The organism is Aeromonas aquatilis, assembly GCF_054052405.1.
In genome coordinates this window covers 1-15700 of the sequence record NZ_JBSTYP010000006.1, presented here as the reverse complement: position 1 = coordinate 15700, position 15700 = coordinate 1, and the positions used below count along the sequence as shown (strand labels likewise).

14 protein-coding genes are annotated in these 15700 nt (G+C 57.9%); 6 read left to right on the top strand and 8 right to left on the bottom strand.

The window, feature by feature from the left end; all coding sequences use genetic code 11:
- Positions 1-28: 28 nt before the first annotated feature.
- The 3 genes from nagC to nagB are packed head-to-tail and all read right to left on the bottom strand — an operon-like array spanning position 29 to position 3203.
- Positions 29-1243 (bottom strand): DNA-binding transcriptional regulator NagC, encoded by a 1215-nt coding sequence (nagC, locus tag ACW5W8_RS03375; RefSeq protein ID WP_005334312.1) that lies wholly within the window; start codon positions 1241-1243, stop codon positions 29-31.
- A 4-nt stretch (positions 1244-1247) separates the two neighbouring features.
- The gene (nagA, locus tag ACW5W8_RS03370; protein ID WP_128816550.1) at positions 1248-2393 is read right to left on the bottom strand and encodes an N-acetylglucosamine-6-phosphate deacetylase; all 1146 of its coding nucleotides are present in this window, start codon (positions 2391-2393) and stop codon (positions 1248-1250) included.
- 9 nt (positions 2394-2402) lie between these two features.
- Positions 2403-3203, bottom strand: coding sequence for a glucosamine-6-phosphate deaminase (gene nagB, locus ACW5W8_RS03365; protein ID WP_005334308.1), 801 nt, complete (start codon positions 3201-3203; stop codon positions 2403-2405).
- A gap of 273 nt (positions 3204-3476) precedes the next feature.
- On the opposite strand from nagB, the gene nagE reads away from it, so the two are divergent.
- From nagE to glnS, 3 genes are all read left to right on the top strand, one after another.
- Complete coding sequence (nagE, locus tag ACW5W8_RS03360; protein ID WP_498626407.1) at positions 3477-4955, top strand: N-acetylglucosamine-specific PTS transporter subunit IIBC; 1479 nt, start codon at positions 3477-3479, stop codon at positions 4953-4955.
- A gap of 121 nt (positions 4956-5076) precedes the next feature.
- The gene (locus ACW5W8_RS03355; RefSeq protein ID WP_498626406.1) at positions 5077-7740 is read left to right on the top strand and encodes a beta-N-acetylhexosaminidase; all 2664 of its coding nucleotides are present in this window, start codon (positions 5077-5079) and stop codon (positions 7738-7740) included.
- A 356-nt stretch (positions 7741-8096) separates the two neighbouring features.
- The gene (gene glnS, locus ACW5W8_RS03350) at positions 8097-9758 is read left to right on the top strand and encodes a glutamine--tRNA ligase (protein ID WP_498626405.1); all 1662 of its coding nucleotides are present in this window, start codon (positions 8097-8099) and stop codon (positions 9756-9758) included.
- Positions 9759-9874: 116 nt separating this feature from the next.
- On the opposite strand, the gene fur is transcribed toward glnS, so the two are convergent.
- A complete protein-coding gene (gene fur, locus ACW5W8_RS03345; RefSeq protein WP_005334301.1) occupies positions 9875-10303 on the bottom strand; it encodes a ferric iron uptake transcriptional regulator in 429 nt (142 codons plus the stop codon).
- A 242-nt stretch (positions 10304-10545) separates the two neighbouring features.
- Here fur and ACW5W8_RS03340 point away from each other — a divergent pair, with 242 nt between their 5' ends.
- Positions 10546-11019 (top strand): DUF4442 domain-containing protein, encoded by a 474-nt coding sequence (locus ACW5W8_RS03340; RefSeq protein WP_498626404.1) that lies wholly within the window; start codon positions 10546-10548, stop codon positions 11017-11019.
- Positions 11020-11109: 90 nt separating this feature from the next.
- Here the strand turns inward: ACW5W8_RS03340 and fldA are convergent, their stop codons facing one another.
- The 4 genes from fldA to ACW5W8_RS03320 are packed head-to-tail and all read right to left on the bottom strand — an operon-like array spanning position 11110 to position 13049.
- Entirely contained in the window at positions 11110-11634 is a 525-nt protein-coding gene (gene fldA, locus ACW5W8_RS03335; RefSeq protein ID WP_033113451.1) for a flavodoxin FldA, read from the bottom strand.
- A 39-nt stretch (positions 11635-11673) separates the two neighbouring features.
- Positions 11674-11970, bottom strand: a complete 297-nt coding sequence (gene ybfE, locus ACW5W8_RS03330; protein ID WP_005334297.1) for a LexA regulated protein — start codon at positions 11968-11970, stop codon at positions 11674-11676.
- A 19-nt stretch (positions 11971-11989) separates the two neighbouring features.
- The gene (locus tag ACW5W8_RS03325; protein ID WP_005334296.1) at positions 11990-12211 is read right to left on the bottom strand and encodes a DUF2788 domain-containing protein; all 222 of its coding nucleotides are present in this window, start codon (positions 12209-12211) and stop codon (positions 11990-11992) included.
- A gap of 55 nt (positions 12212-12266) precedes the next feature.
- Complete coding sequence (locus tag ACW5W8_RS03320) at positions 12267-13049, bottom strand: alpha/beta fold hydrolase (RefSeq protein ID WP_498626403.1); 783 nt, start codon at positions 13047-13049, stop codon at positions 12267-12269.
- Positions 13050-13322: 273 nt separating this feature from the next.
- Here ACW5W8_RS03320 and seqA point away from each other — a divergent pair, with 273 nt between their 5' ends.
- Both seqA and pgm read left to right on the top strand, forming a co-directional pair.
- Positions 13323-13832, top strand: a complete 510-nt coding sequence (seqA, locus tag ACW5W8_RS03315; RefSeq protein WP_498626402.1) for a replication initiation negative regulator SeqA — start codon at positions 13323-13325, stop codon at positions 13830-13832.
- 58 nt (positions 13833-13890) lie between these two features.
- On the top strand, positions 13891-15540 hold the full coding sequence (pgm, locus tag ACW5W8_RS03310; RefSeq protein WP_498626401.1) for a phosphoglucomutase (alpha-D-glucose-1,6-bisphosphate-dependent): 1650 nt from the start codon (positions 13891-13893) through the stop codon (positions 15538-15540).
- Positions 15541-15700: the final 160 nt, after the last annotated feature.

Sequence of the window (15700 nt, the reverse complement as noted above, 5' to 3'; positions counted from 1 at the left end):
CGTTTTGTTATCTCGCAAGATCAGAGCCTTACTTCTGCTCCATGATGATCTGCAGCAGATCTCCCTCCAGCAGGGCGCGCTTGACCAGCGCAAAGCCGCCATAGGTCGGCTGGTTCTGGAAGCGGGCTTTCACGATGGGCAGGCCACGGTGAAAGCTCGGCAGGGATTGATGCTCGACGCAGCGACGGATGGCCGGGAAGAGGATCTCTTCAGCGGCGGTGATTTCGCCGGCGATCAGCACCTTCTGCGGGTTGAACAGGTTGACCGTAATAGCCACCGCTCGTCCCAGATGCTCACCCACGTTCTCGATCACGCTGCGGGCCAGTTCATCGCCCGCCAGCGCCGCCTTGCACACCTCCTGAATGGTGATGTGCTTCTCTTGCAGCGCGCTCTGGTGACCGCGGCTGATGAGCTCCTTCACCTTGTCGATGATCGCTTCGTTGGAGGCGATGGTCTCGAGGCAGCCGAAGTTGCCGCAGTGGCAGCGTTTGCCTAGTGGCTCGACCTGGATGTGGCCGATCTCGCCGACGTTGCGGTTCTGGCCGAGGAACACCTGACCCTTGGTGATGATCCCGGAGCCCGTCCCCTGGTGGACGCTCACCAGAATGGAGTCCATGCAGTCGCGGGACTCACCGAAGAAGTGTTCGGCCAGTGCCAGCGAGCGGGTGTCGTTGCCCACGTAGCAGGGGAGGTTGAAGTGGTTCTCAAGCAGCTTCGCCAGCCCCAGATTGCGGATCTGGTACTTGGGGGTGTAGATGACCATACCGGATTCCGGGTTGACCAGACCCGGCATGGTCAGCGCGATGCTGATGAGGTTGCGACAACGTTCGCGGTTGGCATCGATAAAGGCGCCAATCTCCCGCAGCAGCATGTCGACCACAGGTTGCTGGTCGATCTCGGTCACCTGAATGACGTGCTGGTCGAGCTCCTTGCCATCGAGGTCATAGAGACTCAGTTGCAGGTAGCCGCGGCCCAGCTTGGCAGAGACAAACTGAAAGCGATGTTTGATGGTGGTCAGGGAGATGGCACGCCGCCCGCCGGTTGAGGCTTGCGGAGAGGTCTCCTTGATCAGGCCATGCTCGATCAGTTGCCGGGTTATTTTGGTCACGCTGGCCGGGGCCAGCTGACTCAACTCGGCAATCTTGACCCGGGAGATGGGGCCTTGCAGGTCGATGAGCCGATACACGGCTGCACTGTTGACCTGCTTGATAAGATCTACGTTTGCTATTTGTCCGCCAGTCATGATGTCACTGTTGTGTGTAGTGTCCGTTAACCACGGTCCCACGGACCGTGAAGTCCTGATCGAAGACAGTGAGGTTGGCTACTTTACCGACCTGGATACTACCGAGACGTGAGTCCCATCCAATGGCGCGAGCGGGGTAGAGGCTGGCCATTCTCAGTGCTTCATCGAGCGGTAATCCGACCTGCTTGACCAGATTTTCCACCCCCTCAATCATGGTGAGGGAGGAACCGCCGAGTGTACCATTCTCGTCGACACACTGACCATCGCGTAAAAAGACGGTGGTGCCACAAAAATCAAATTTCTCAAAGCCTTCCGGTGCACCGGCTGCCGCGGTGGCATCGGTGACCAGCACCAGTCGCTCCCCCAGCGCCTTGTGAGCCAGACGCACGTTGGCCCAGTGCACATGGTGGCCATCGACGATGATGCCCGCATAGACATCTTTGCGATCGTAGATGGCGCCCACGACGCCCGGCTCGCGACCGTTGAGGGTCGGAGTCATGGCGTTGTAGAGGTGGGTCGCAAAGCGAATACCGTTATCGAACCCGGCCATCGCCTGATCGTAACTGGCGGCAGTGTGACCGGCCGAAACCAGAATGCCCGCTTCCACCAGACGGCGGATATGGGCCGGCTCGTTGCGCTCCGGAGCCAGGGTAATTTTGGTGATGGCATCCGCGTTGGCGCAGAAGAAGTCGATCATCTCGTCCGCTGGCTGGCGAATTTGCGCAGCAGGGTGGATCCCCTTGCGCTTGAGGTTGGTGTAAGGCCCTTCCAGATGGACGCCCAGCACCTCGTTGGGGTGTGCAGCCATGTAGTCGCGGGTGACCGCAACGGCCTGCTTCATATCCGCATCCGGACTGGTGATCAGGGTCGGCAGGAAGCTGGTGGTACCGGATTTGAGGTTGGCCGCCTGCATGGTTGCCAGGGTCTCGACCGTGATGTCGGTGTTGAACATCACCCCGCCACAGCCGTTGAGCTGCACGTCGATAAAACCGGCGGTCAGGTTGGCGCCTTTGAGGTCAATCAGCTCGATGCCTGCAGGCAGTTCGGCCAGGTGAGAGATGGCGACAATCTTGTCGCCCTCGATAAGCACCCCGTAGCCGGTCAGCACGCAGCTGCCGGTGTAGAGGGTGCAATTGGTCAATGCGTACATGACGACTCCTTACAGACGGCCGATGTTGGCGGCTTCCAGCTGCTGGAAGTAGCGAACGGTCTTGACCTTGAGCTCCATGGTAGAGGGCTCGTCGCACACCATCATTCCCTTCGGATGCAGTTGCAGGGTGGAGATGGTCCACATGTGGTTGACGCTGCCTTCCACGGCGGCCTGCAGGGCCAGTGCCTTGCCGTGACCGGTGACCAGGATCATGATCTCTTCCGCATCCATCAGGGTGCCGACACCCACGGTCAGGGCCAGCTTGGGCACCTGCTCCATGTCGCCACCGAAGAAGCGGGAGTTGGCGATACGGGTATCTTCGGTCAGGGTCTTGACCCGGGTGCGGGAGGAGAGGGAAGAGGCCGGCTCGTTGAATGCGATGTGGCCGTCGTTACCCACGCCACCCATGAACAGATGGATCTTGCCGTAGGACTTGATCTTGTCTTCGTAGCGCTTGCACTCGGCCACCAGATCCTCGGCATTGCCGTTGAGGATGTTGATGTTTTCGGGACGAATGTCGATGTGGCTGAAGAAGTTGTTGTGCATGAAGCTGTGGTAGCTCTCCGGGTGATCTTCCGGCAGGCCGACGTACTCGTCCATGTTGAAGGTGACCACGTTCTGGAAGCTCACTTCACCGGCTTTGTGCAACTCGATCAGGCGCTTGTAGGTGTTGAGCGGGGTGCCACCGGTGGGCAGGCCCAGTACGAAAGGGCGATCGCTGGTCGGCTTGAACGCGTTGATGCGGTCAACGATGTAACGGGCAGACCACAGGCCTACTTGGCTGGCAGATTTCAACGGGATCAGGCGCATATGAGATACCTCTGTGTCGGGTTGCGACCGGTTTGGCGGTGGCAATTGGCTAAGACGGATTCAAGTTGTTTTATAGCGTAAATAAAGATTGCGAACTAAGCCACATCTATCCACCACCTTTATCTTGTTTGGGTGATAACGATCACGATTATCGGTTTATTAATTTGCGCAGCGAAATAAAAGCCCTAGACTGCCAATCAAGCCTTGATGGCTTATGCGTCAAACGTGATAAGCACTTAATTTGTAGAAAAACTTTAACTAAGGAGAGGAACCGTGAACATTCTCGGTTATATGCAAAAGATCGGCCGTGCCCTGATGGTGCCGGTAGCGGTATTGCCTGCCGCCGCGATCCTGATGGGGGTTGGCTACTGGATTGACCCGAATGGTTGGGGTGGTGACAGTGCGCTGGCTGCCTTCCTGATTAAAGCGGGCGCAGCCATTATCGATAACATGTCCGTACTGTTCGCAGTCGGTGTCGCCTACGGTATGTCCAAGGATAAAGACGGTTCTGCTGCGCTGGCAGGTCTGGTCGGCTTCCTGGTCGTTACCACCCTGTTGAGCCCGGGCGCTGTGGCCCAGATCAAGAGCATCCCGGTGGAGCAGGTTCCTGCCGCGTTTGCCAAGATCAGCAACCAGTTCGTGGGTATCCTGTGTGGTGTTATCGCCGCTGAGCTGTACAACCGCTTCAGCAGCGTCGAGCTGCACAAGGCTCTCTCCTTCTTCTCCGGCCGTCGTCTGGTACCGATCGTAACCTCCGTGGTGATGATCGTCGTATCCTTCATCCTGATGGCCGTATGGCCGGCAATCTACGGCGGTCTGGTCTCCTTCGGTGAGTCCATTGTGAGCCTGGGCTCTACCGGTGCCGGTATCTACGCCTTCTTCAACCGTCTGCTGATCCCGATCGGTCTGCACCACGCCCTGAACTCCGTGTTCTGGTTCAACGTGGCCGGTATCAACGACATCCCGAACTTCCTGGGTGGTCAGGCTACCATCGATGCCGCTCTGGCCGCTGGCAAGAGCCTGGAGCAGGTGAAAGGCGTGGTCGGTATGTACCAGGCTGGCTTCTTCCCCATCATGATGTTCGGTCTGCCGGGTGCCGCTCTGGCCATCTACCACTCCGCCAAGAAAGAGAACAAAGAGAAAGTTGCCTCCATCATGATCGCAGCTGCCTTTGCCTCCTTCTTCACTGGTGTCACCGAGCCGCTCGAGTTCTCCTTCATGTTCGTGGCGCCGGTACTGTATGTCATTCACGCCGTGCTGACCGGTATCTCCGTGTTCATCGCTGCCTCCATGCAGTGGATGGCCGGTTTCGGTTTCAGTGCCGGTCTGGTGGATATGGTGCTCTCCAGCCGTAACCCGCTGGCGACCAACTGGTACATGCTGATCCCTCAGGGTCTGGTCTTCTTCGGCCTCTACTACACCGTGTTCCGCGTAGTGATTGCCAAGCTGAATCTGAAAACCCCGGGTCGTGAAGATGATGAAGAGAGTGCTCCGGCTGCCGCTCAATCTACCAACCGTACCGAGCTGGCCAAGCAATACCTGGAAGTGCTGGGTGGTCAAGAAAACCTGGTCTCCATCGATGCCTGCATCACCCGTCTGCGTCTGACTCTGAAAGACCGCAGCATCGTCGATGAGCGCAAGCTGAAAGCCCTGGGTGCAGCCGGTGTGGTCAAACTCGGTGAGCAGAACCTGCAGGTGATTCTGGGCCCATTGGCCGAAATCATCGCCGGTGAGATGAAAACCCTGCGTTAATCGAGCGACTCGCTCACCTCAAGTCTAAGTCCATTGTTGACATAACTAAGGGCCCCGCTCAGGGGCCCCATATAAAAAAGCCAAGAAAATCGAACCTTTACTTCAAATGAGAGCAGCAGTTATGAACTTGAAACATTCTCTGTTAGCCATTGCCATGTCTACCGTTTTTGTCAGCCAGGTCCAGGCAGCCGATGCCGCCAAGCAGGCCGTGGTCGACTCCCTCGCCAACAACCTGGTGGTCAAGTATGAAGTGGTCACCAACGACGGTGCCGGTGCCGGCCTCGATTGCCAGGCGCTCGGCTCCGAGTGGGCGAGCTGTGGCGTTGCCAAGCTGCACCTGACCAACACCGGTGCGGACGTCACCTCCAAAGACTGGAGCATCTACGTCTCCTCCATCCGTCGTATCCAGCGTGTGGATAACGACCAGTTCACCATCACTCACCTGACCGGCGATCTCTATCGTTTGACGCCAACCGAGAAGTTCCAGGGCTTTGCCAAGGATGCCACGGTCGAAGTGCCGCTGGTGGTGGAATACTGGGTACTGTTCGAATCTGACATCATGCCGAACTGGTATGTTGCCAGCGAAGGTGCCGAGCCAAAAGTGCTGGCCAGCATGAGCAACATCAATGATGCCAGCACCTACGAGAAGCCGATGCCAGCTGATGGCTGGAAGCGCACCAAGGATGACAAGAACATCCTGATGAACAGCGAAACCCGTTTCGCCGCCAACCAGACCAGCACCCTGCTGCCGGCTGGCAAGATTGACAACCAGATCCTGCCGACCCCGATGAAGCAGGTGGTCAAGGCTGGTCCGCAAATCGACTTCTCTACCATCAAGCTCAATGCCCTGGATCTGCCGAGCGATCGCGCCGAGGCCCTGAAGGCTCAACTGACCAAGCTGGGTGTTACCCTCTCCGACACCGGCTACCCGGTTACCATCAAGCTCGGCAGCAAGCTCAAGCAGGCTGAAGGCTATGACATGACCATCGGTCAGAAGGGCACCGTGATCCAGGGTCGCGACATCGACGGGGCGTTCTGGGGTGCACAATCCCTGATCTCCCTGCTGGGGGTTGATGACAAGCTGGTGAGCCCGATGACCGTCGAGGATGCGCCGCGCTTTGAATACCGCGGCATGCAGACCGATGTGGCCCGCCACTTCCGCAGTCTGGATACCATGAAGAATCTGGTTGACCAGATGTCTGCCATGAAGCTCAACGTGCTGCACCTTGGCCTGACCAACGATGAAGGCTGGCGTCTGGAGATCCCGGGTCTGCCGGAGCTGACCCAGGTCGGTAGCCAGCGTTGCCACGACGAGTCCGAAACCAAGTGCCTGATGCCGCAACTGGGTTCCGGCCCGACCAGCGACAACCAGGGTTCCGGTTTCTACAGCAAGTCTGACTACGTGGATCTGGTGCGTTATGCCAAGGCCCGCGGTGTGACCGTGATCCCCGAGATCAACATGCCGGCCCACGCCCGTGCTGCCGTGGTCTCCATGGAAGCGCGCTACAAGCGTCTGATGGCGGAAGGCAAAGAAGCGGAAGCCAACCAGTTCCGTCTGACTGATCCGGCGGACACCTCCAACGTCACCTCGGTCCAGTTCTACGACAAGATGTCCTTCATCAACCCTTGCCAGCCGGGTGCTGCCACCTTCGTGGCCAAGGTCATGGATGAAGTTGCCCAGATGCACCAAGCTGCCGGTCAGCCGCTGACCGCATGGCACTACGGTGGTGATGAGGCGAAGAACATCATGCAGGGCGGTGGCTATCAGGATCCGGCCGTCACCAAGAAAGAAGAGCTGGTCGCCTGGAAAGGCAACGTCGACTCCAGCAAGCAGGACAAGCCGTTTGGCAAGTCTCCGATGTGCCAGAAGATGATCGACGAAGGCAAGATCAAGGAAGTGGGCGAGCTGCCGGTTTACTTCGCCAAGGAAGTGGGCCAGATGGTCAAAGACCGCGGCTTCTCTACCCTGCAGGCGTGGGAAGATGGTCTGAAGTACGCCAGCGGTGCCAAGGACTTCGCCACCGACAACACCCGTGTCAACTTCTGGGAAACCCTCTACTGGGGTGGCTTCAACGAAGCGATGAAGTGGGCCCACAAGGGTTACCAAGTGGTGCTGTCCAACCCGGATTACCTCTACTTCGACTTCCCGAACGAAGTACACCCGGCCGAGCGTGGCTACTACTGGGCAACCCGTTTCAACGACACCCGCAAGGTGTTCGCCTTCGCCCCGGAAAACCTGCCGCAGAACGCCGAGACCTCGGTTGACCGCGACGGCAACGCCTTCGTGGCCAAGGGTGACCAGGATCCGGTCAAGTTCAAGGGGATCTCCGGTCAGCAGTGGAGTGAAACTGTGCGTACCGATGCTCAGTACGAATACATGGTCTACCCGCGTATCTTCTCCGTGGCCGAGCGTGCCTGGCACAAAGGTGGCTTCGAGCTGAACTATGTGAAGGGTCGTGAGTTCTCCGGCGAGACCAAGTTCGTCAACAAGGCCACCCTCAACAAAGAGTGGAACCAGTTTGCCAACGTACTGGGTCAGCGCGTGCTGCCGAAACTGGATCAGGCCGGTGTTGAATACCGCCTCTCCGTACCGGGTGCCAAGGTAGTGAACGGTGTGCTGGAAGCGAACGTGGATCTGCCGGGTCTGCCCATCCAGTACAGCCTGGACGGTACCAACTGGAGTGCCTATGACGCCGCGGCCAAGCCGAGCGTGAATGGCAAGGTCTACCTGCGTACCACCAGCTTCGATGGCAAGCGCACCAGCCGTGTCACCGAACTGAACTGATAGCAGTCAACCGTTAACATGAGGTGGGTCGCAAGACCCGCCTTTCCCAAGGGCGATGGCGCATCGGATTTGGGAAAGGTTGACTGTGCGTGTGAGCCTTTGTTGTGTGTAATTGTCTGTTTTGTGTTTTTCATCACTTTCAGCCCCCGCCTAGTGCGGGGCTTTTTTATGCATTTGGTGTGCAATGTGCCAAGCCACGCCGTTTTTAGTGGCGTAATGGCCGGGAAATGGCCCGGAAGTGCCAAATTCAGGTTGAGACAGCGCCCGTAATAAGGGATCATACCCGGCTTGACGGCGGGGGGATGAGGGTGCCAGCCGGCACAACTTCCGCCAGTGACGCTTTTTTGAGGTGAGCCATGAGTCAGGCGAACAGCCCAACTAACTTTATTCGTCAGATCATTGATGAAGATCTGGCCAGCGGTAAGCACAGCAGCGTGCATACCCGTTTTCCGCCCGAGCCGAACGGTTATCTCCATATCGGCCACGCCAAATCCATCTGCCTGAACTTCGGCATCGCCCGCGACTATCAGGGCCAGTGCAACCTGCGTTTCGATGACACCAACCCGGTGAAGGAAGATATCGAGTACGTAGAGTCCATCAAGCAGGACGTACAGTGGCTCGGCTTCCAGTGGAACGGCGAGATCTGCTACTCCTCCGACTATTTCGACAAGCTGCACGGCTACGCCATCGAGCTGATTGAAAAGGGTCTGGCCTATGTGGACGAGCTGACGCCCGAGCAGATGCGCGAGTACCGTGGCACCCTGACTGAAGCAGGCAAAAACAGCCCGTTCCGCGATCGCAGCGTGGAAGAGAACCTGGCGCTGTTTGCCAAGATGAAGAACGGCGAGTTCGCCGAAGGCACCGCCTGCCTGCGCGCCAAGATCGACATGGCATCCCCCTTCATGGTGATGCGCGATCCGGTTATCTACCGCATCAAGTTTGCCCACCACCACCAGACCGGTGACAAGTGGTGCATCTACCCGATGTACGACTTCACTCACTGCATCTCGGACGCGCTGGAAGGGATCACTCACTCCATCTGCACCCTGGAGTTCCAGGACAACCGTCGTCTGTACGACTGGGTGCTGGACAACATCACCATCGACTGCCACCCGCGTCAGTACGAGTTCTCTCGTCTGAACCTCGAATACACCGTCATGTCCAAGCGCAAGCTGAACCTGCTGGTGACCGAGAAGCACGTCGATGGCTGGGACGACCCGCGCATGCTGACCGTCTCCGGTCTGCGTCGTCGTGGTTACACCCCGACTTCCATCCGCGAGTTCTGCAAGCGCATCGGCGTCACCAAGCAGGACAACATCGTCGAGATGAGCATGCTGGAAGCCTGCATCCGCGAAGACCTCAACGAACATGCACCGCGCGCCATGGCCGTGCTGCATCCGGTGAAAGTGGTCATCGAGAACCTGGCTGCCGACGAAGTGCTGACTGCCCCGGCCCACCCGAGCAATGCCGAGATGGGTACCCGCGAGCTGAACTTCACCCGCGAGATCTTCATCGACGAAGCGGACTTCAAAGAAGAGGCGAACAAGCAGTTCAAGCGTCTGGTGCTGGGCAAGGAAGTGCGTCTGCGCAATGCCTATGTGATCAAGGCCGAGCGCATCGAGAAAGATGCCGATGACAAAGTCACCTGCATCTACTGCTCCTACGACCCCGAGACCCTGGGCAAGGATCCGGCCGATGGCCGCAAGGTGAAAGGGGTGATCCACTGGGTCAGCGCCACTCACTCCCTGCCAGCGGAAGTACGTCTCTACGATCGTCTGTTCAAGGTGCCGAACCCGGGCGCCGAGGATGACTTCGAAGCCGCGTTGAACCCGGAATCCCTGGTGATCATCGAGGGGGCTCGTGTCGAGGCTTCCCTGAAGAACGCCAAGCCGGAGCAGGCTTACCAGTTCGAGCGTGAAGGTTACTTCTGCGCCGACAACAAGCTCTCCAGCCCGCAGCATCTGGTGTTCAACCGCACCGTTGCCCTGCGTGACTCCTGGGGCAAAGTCGAAGGCTAAGCCGATGGGGCAGGGGAAACCCTGCCCTGTATGCTGCCAGCGGCCTGCGCCGGACAATAAAAAAGCCAGCATCAGCTGGCTTTTTTATTGTCCGTTATCTGCAAGTCGCGGCCGACTTATTCGTCGTGCTTGCACTCACCGGTAGCACAGTGGCCGTAGAGATAGAGGCTGTGGTTGGTGAGACGGATATTGAATTTTTTGGCGATCTCGCGCTGGCGCTGTTCGATCACTTCGTCGGAGAACTCGATCACCTTGCCGCAGTCGAGGCAAACCAGGTGGTCGTGGTGCTCCTGAGTGGCCAGCTCGAATACCGACTTGCCACCTTCGAAGTGGTGACGGGTGACGATACCGGCATCATCAAACTGGTTGAGAACGCGATAGACGGTAGCGAGACCAATCTCTTCACCCAGGTCGATCAGTCGTTTATAGAGATCTTCGGCGCTGGTGTGCTGGCAGTCCGGCTGTTGCAGGATTTCCAGGATTTTGACCCGGGGCAAGGTGATCTTGAGCCCGGCCTTTTTTAACGCTTGGTTGTTGTCTGCCATATTCTACTTATTCGCATTCTCGAAGGTGGGGTTATTTTGATGGACTGCCGCAGGAATGGCAACCTTGAACTCGCTTGGCCTGTCATTATAGGTCGTAGCCTCCCTAAAAATAAACCCAGCAATTCAAGGGGTTTAGCCATAAATGGCCGGTTGGATTGAAATAATCAATCGTGTCGTCCGACTTGCTGGCATGGCAGATGTTGATAAGATGTAACTTTCATATTTCTGGTCGGATGAGATCCATGGATTGGCTTTTTGACAATGCGGCCTGGGTGCGCCGCGCACTCAACGCTTGGCCCCCTTTCTGGGGCGCCGGTATCAAGATAGAGACCCTGAGCGATGACTTTCGCTACTGCCGGGTGACCCTCAAATCCCGCTGGTGGAACAAGAACGCCAACCGAACCCAGTTTGGCGGCAGCATGTTTGCCATGACGGACCCCATCTATCCGCTGATGCTGATGGGCTACTTCAAAAATCGCTACTACGTCTGGGACAAGGCGGGCAGCATCAACTACATCAAGCCGGGCAAGGGCAAGCTGGTGGCCGAGTTTAACCTGACCGAGGGCAAGCTGGCCGAAATCGTGGCGGCGACTGAAGGTGGCAACAAACACTTCCCAGAATTCGAGGTTACGGTGCAGGACAAGTGCGGCGAGCTGGTGGCGCAGGTCAAGCGCACCCTCTATGTGCGGGCCAAACCGGAGCACAGAGGTGAATAACAGGGGAGAATAAAGGCGGGCATCGCAACAAGCAGATACAACAAGGGCCCCGTCGGGGCCCTTGTTGTCAGAGGTATGAGGGGAAGCGGATTACTCCAGCTCGCCCAGGCACATCTCTTCGTGCAGCTGCTTGCACCAGCCTTTGACGCGCTCGGCGGTCAATTCAGGCTGACGATCTTCGTCGATGCCCAGACCGACGAAGTGCTTGTCATCTACCAGCGCCTTGGAGGCTTCGAATTCGTAACCGGCAGTCGGCCAGTGACCGATGATGATGGCGCCTTTGGCTTCAACGATGTCGCGCAGGGTACCCATGGCGTCGAGGAAGTACTCGGCGTAGTCTTCCTGATCGCCACAACCGAAGATGGCAACCAGCTTGTTGGTGAAGTCGATTTCGCCCAGATCGGGGAAGAAGTCGTCCCAGTCGGCCTGTGCTTCGCCGTAGTACCAGGTCGGGATGCCGAACATCAGCAGATCGAAGTTCTCGATGTCGGCCTTGCTGCTCTTGGCGATGTCACGGACTTCAATCAGATTCTTGCCCAGCTCTTTCTGGATCATCTTGGCGACAGCTTCGGTGTTACCGGTATCGCTGCCAAAAAACAGACCTACACTTGCCATAGTGTTTAGTTACCCGTATTTGGTGTTAATGCTTGACGCTCAGACTGCAATATCCACCGCAAAGGCGGACTCAATCTGTTGCTTCAGGATAGATTGGATCAGCTCGGCTCGGCTGATGTTCTGTTGCAACGCAAGTTGGTTCAGGCGCTCCAGCAACTCGGCCTCCACCTTTAACTCTACCCGCTTCAGCCCATTCTCCCGATCGCGCTTAAGCTGGTTACGCTTGTTGATCTTGAGTTGGGTCTCGCGGGGGAGTGGGTTGGTCTTTGGCCTGCCGGGGCGCTTCTCGTTTGCGAACAGATCCAGTGTTGTTCGATCAGTTTGCTGTTTGGCCATACATCACAGATGAAAATTGTTAGCCTAGTCCTGAGCCTTCCCAGCCCAGTTCGATCAGCCCCTTGGCGACAAAACCTGCACAACCCAGAAACAGTACCAACCAGACGATGAAACGACCGAAACGGGGCACGTTGCCGCGTTTGAGAACGTCCTGAATGGCCAGGCCAATCAATATGAAAATGGCCACAAAGAATAACTTGAGGCCCAAACTTTCGATCAGGTCGATATGTTCACTTAGCATGGATTGCGCACACTCCTTATGACGGGCGCACTATATCACAAAGGATTTGGAACTGTTAACCGCCTGTGGACAGGAAATCCACAACCAGTTTGTTGAACAACATCGGTTTTTCCGCATGCAGCCAGTGGCCGGTTCCGGCGATGACACGCACCTTTGCCGCCGGGAATTGGGCCAGTGCCACCTCGCTGTATTGCGGCTGCATGTAATCGGAATCCCCCCCTTTGATAAAGAGCACTGGCCCCTCGAAGCGGCGCTCATCCTCGGGCCAGCCCATGATGTTGGCGTAGTTTTGCTCAAGGGCGGGCACATTGAAGCGCCAACCCCAGCCATGCTCGCCTTTGGCGAAGGATTTGAGCAGAAACTGGCGCACCCCGGCGATCTCGATGTGCTGCGCCAGCATGGCTTCCGCTTCATTGCGGCTTTGCGGCGGCGTGCGCAGGGTGGCGTTGAGGCCGGCAAAGACATTCTGGTGGCGGGAGTGGGGATAGGCGACTGGCGCCATATCGGCCACCACCAGCTTGGTCACCCGCGCTGGCGCCAGCTTGGCGACCTGCATCGCCACCTTGCCACCCATCGAGTGGCCAATCAGGGTTGCGTCGGCAATCTCCAGCCGATCCATCAGGGTCAGGATATCGGCTGCCTGGGCCGGATAGCTCATCTCGCTGCCATGAAAGGAGGCGCCGTGGTTACGCAGATCAACGCTGATGACCCGGTACTGTTCGCAGAGGGCTCGGGCCAGCAGGCCGAGGTTGTCGAGACTGCCAAACAGGCCGTGGATCAGAATGACCGCCGGGCCCTGACCCTGCTCCTTGAAGTTCAATATGCTGTTTTGTTGCAAAATGACACCTTGTCGGTCGTGGGTGCGTATCGCTGTTGTATTTAACGCACTGGAAAGAAAAGGATTTCGTCCGACGGATAGGGAATTAATGTAGTTTTTTTTCTAAAAATTCCGTCCTGATCGGCTATCAGTGCGGCTGATCACACACTTGGCCCGCTATTATGCCGTATTCTCGATGAGATTCATGTACATCTGCCAGCCCCTTGCTTGGGCTGTCGGGTTTGCCTATGTATAATCGCCGCATCCGAATTTCGACGAGTCCAGCGCATCCCTATGAAAACCATCGAGCTTGATGACGATCTCTACTTCTATATCGCCAGCCAGACCCGGCACATTGGTGAGAGTGCCTCCGATATCCTGCGCCGTCTGCTGGAACAGCCTGTTCACCAACGAGTGCCGGTTGCTGAGCCAGCTGCCGTCGCGCAGCCTGGTGCGGTAGCCACCCGGCAAGGGCTGCAAGCCCTGCTCGATTCCGGTGAGCTGCAAAAGGAAGAGAAGTCCATCAACCGCTTTATGCAGGTGCTCAGTACCCTCTACCGGGATGATCCGGTCGGGTTTACCCAGGCCACCGAAATCAAGGGGCGCAAGCGCGTCTATTTTTCACGGGATCCCGAGGCTCTGCGTGCCAGTGGTAGCACCACCAAGCCCAAGCCGGTACCGGAGACCCCGTTCTGGGTGATCACCAACACCAACACCAGCCGCAAGCAGAACATGGTGGCCCAGCTGATGGCCAGCATGGGCTATGGCGAAGAGGTGATCGCGCAGGTGTGTGGCGCCATTTAACGGTTTATCAAGACTCAGGCCTTGCCCGCCAAGGCCGCCATTACGCAAGGAAAACGCCATGGCTCAGCATTCCCACGCCGGTCAGCCGGCCCGTTTAAGCGACCTGACCAACATCCCCCGTCTGGTCAGTGCCTACTACCTCAACAAGCCTGAAATGAGCCGCCCCGAGCAGCGGGTTGCCTTCGGTACCTCCGGCCATCGTGGCAGCGCCCTGCACAGCGCCTTTACCGAATCCCATATTCTGGCGGTGACCCAGGCGCTGGTGGAGTATCGTCAGCAGGCCGGTATCACTGGCCCGCTGTTTGTCGGCATGGATACCCACGCCCTGTCCGAATCCGCCTTTGCCAGCGCGGTGGAAGTGCTGGCGGCCAACGGCGTTGAAACCCGCATTCAAGCCGGTATGGGCTTTACCCCGACCCCGGTCATCTCCCACGCCATCTTGGGCTACAACGCCAGCAAGCCTGCCGCGCTGGCAGACGGTGTGGTGATCACGCCGTCTCACAACCCGCCGGAAGATGGTGGCTTCAAGTACAACCCGCCTCACGGTGGCCCCGCCGAAGGGGAGATCACCAAGTGGGTGGAGGATCGTGCCAACGCCATTCTGGAAGCGGGTCTGGCTGGCGTGAAACGGATGCCGTTCGCCGAGGCGCTCAAGAGCCCGTTCGTGATCGAGCACGACTATGTCACCCCCTATGTGGATGATCTGAAGAACGTGCTGGACATGGATGCCATCAAGGACGCGGGCATCAAGATCGGTGTTGATCCGCTGGGCGGCTCCGGCGTCGCCTACTGGGACGTCATCGCCAAGACCTATGGCCTGAATATCGAGGTGGTGAACTACAAGGTCGATCCGACCTTCTCCTTCATGACCCTGGATAAAGATGGCAAGATCCGGATGGACTGCTCCAGCCCGTTCGCCATGGCTAGCCTGATTGCCCTCAAGGACAAGTTCGACATCGCCCTTGGCAACGACCCTGACTACGACCGTCACGGTATCGTTACCAAGTCTGGCCTGATGAACCCGAACCACTACCTGGCGGTGGCGATCCAGTATCTGTTTACCCATCGCACCGGCTGGTCTGCCGATGCTGCCGTCGGCAAGACGCTGGTATCTTCTTCCATGATTGACCGGGTGGCTGGCGAGATTGGCCGCACCCTGAAAGAGGTGCCGGTCGGCTTCAAGTGGTTCGTGGATGGCCTCTACAGCGGCGAGTTCGGCTTTGGTGGCGAGGAGAGCGCGGGCGCTTCCTTCCTGCGCAAAGATGGCACCGTCTGGACCACTGACAAGGATGGCTTCATTCTGGCGCTGCTGGCGGCGGAAATTCTTGCGGTGACCGGCAAGGATCCGCAGGCTCATTACGACGCACTGGAAGCCAAGTTTGGCCGCTCCAGCTATCGCCGTATCGACGCCCCGGCCAACAGTGCCCAGAAAGCGGTGCTCTCCAAGCTGGATCCGGCGCTGGTGGAAGCCTCCACCCTGGCCGGTGAGCCCATCATCGCCAAGCTGACCAAGGCGCCGGGCAACGATGCCGCCATCGGTGGCCTCAAGGTGGTGACCGAGAACGGCTGGTTCGCGGCGCGCCCCTCCGGTACCGAGTCCATCTACAAGATCTATATGGAGAGCTTCAAGGGCGACGCGCACCTCGACCTCATCCAGCAAGAGGCCCAGCAGATCGTCTCTGCTGCGCTGGCCAAGGCAGGTGTCTAAATCAGGTAGCCATCCTTGAGCCCGTGATGGGGTGGAATTTTGGATATAACAAAGGAGCCATTATGGCTCCTTTCAGATTGCTGAAGAACCCCCTCTTTTTCAAAGAGGGGGTTCTTTTTTAGCTCGGCACCAGGGGGCCACTCACTGACTGACAAGCCGC

Bases quoted from the DNA above. Each gene is read 5' to 3' on its own strand.
- nagC (WP_005334312.1), bottom strand. From the start codon at position 1,243: ATGACTGGCGGACAAATAGCAAACGTAGATCTTATCAAGCAGGTCAAC.
- nagA (WP_128816550.1), bottom strand. From the start codon at position 2,393: ATGTACGCATTGACCAATTGCACCCTCTACACCGGCAGCTGCGTGCTG.
- nagB (WP_005334308.1), bottom strand. From the start codon at position 3,203: ATGCGCCTGATCCCGTTGAAATCTGCCAGCCAAGTAGGCCTGTGGTCT.
- ACW5W8_RS03355 (WP_498626406.1), top strand. From the start codon at position 5,077: ATGAACTTGAAACATTCTCTGTTAGCCATTGCCATGTCTACCGTTTTT.
- glnS (WP_498626405.1), top strand. From the start codon at position 8,097: ATGAGTCAGGCGAACAGCCCAACTAACTTTATTCGTCAGATCATTGAT.
- fur (WP_005334301.1), bottom strand. From the start codon at position 10,303: ATGGCAGACAACAACCAAGCGTTAAAAAAGGCCGGGCTCAAGATCACC.
- ACW5W8_RS03340 (WP_498626404.1), top strand. From the start codon at position 10,546: ATGGATTGGCTTTTTGACAATGCGGCCTGGGTGCGCCGCGCACTCAAC.
- fldA (WP_033113451.1), bottom strand. From the start codon at position 11,634: ATGGCAAGTGTAGGTCTGTTTTTTGGCAGCGATACCGGTAACACCGAA.
- ybfE (WP_005334297.1), bottom strand. From the start codon at position 11,970: ATGGCCAAACAGCAAACTGATCGAACAACACTGGATCTGTTCGCAAAC.
- ACW5W8_RS03325 (WP_005334296.1), bottom strand. From the start codon at position 12,211: ATGCTAAGTGAACATATCGACCTGATCGAAAGTTTGGGCCTCAAGTTA.
- seqA (WP_498626402.1), top strand. From the start codon at position 13,323: ATGAAAACCATCGAGCTTGATGACGATCTCTACTTCTATATCGCCAGC.
- pgm (WP_498626401.1), top strand. From the start codon at position 13,891: ATGGCTCAGCATTCCCACGCCGGTCAGCCGGCCCGTTTAAGCGACCTG.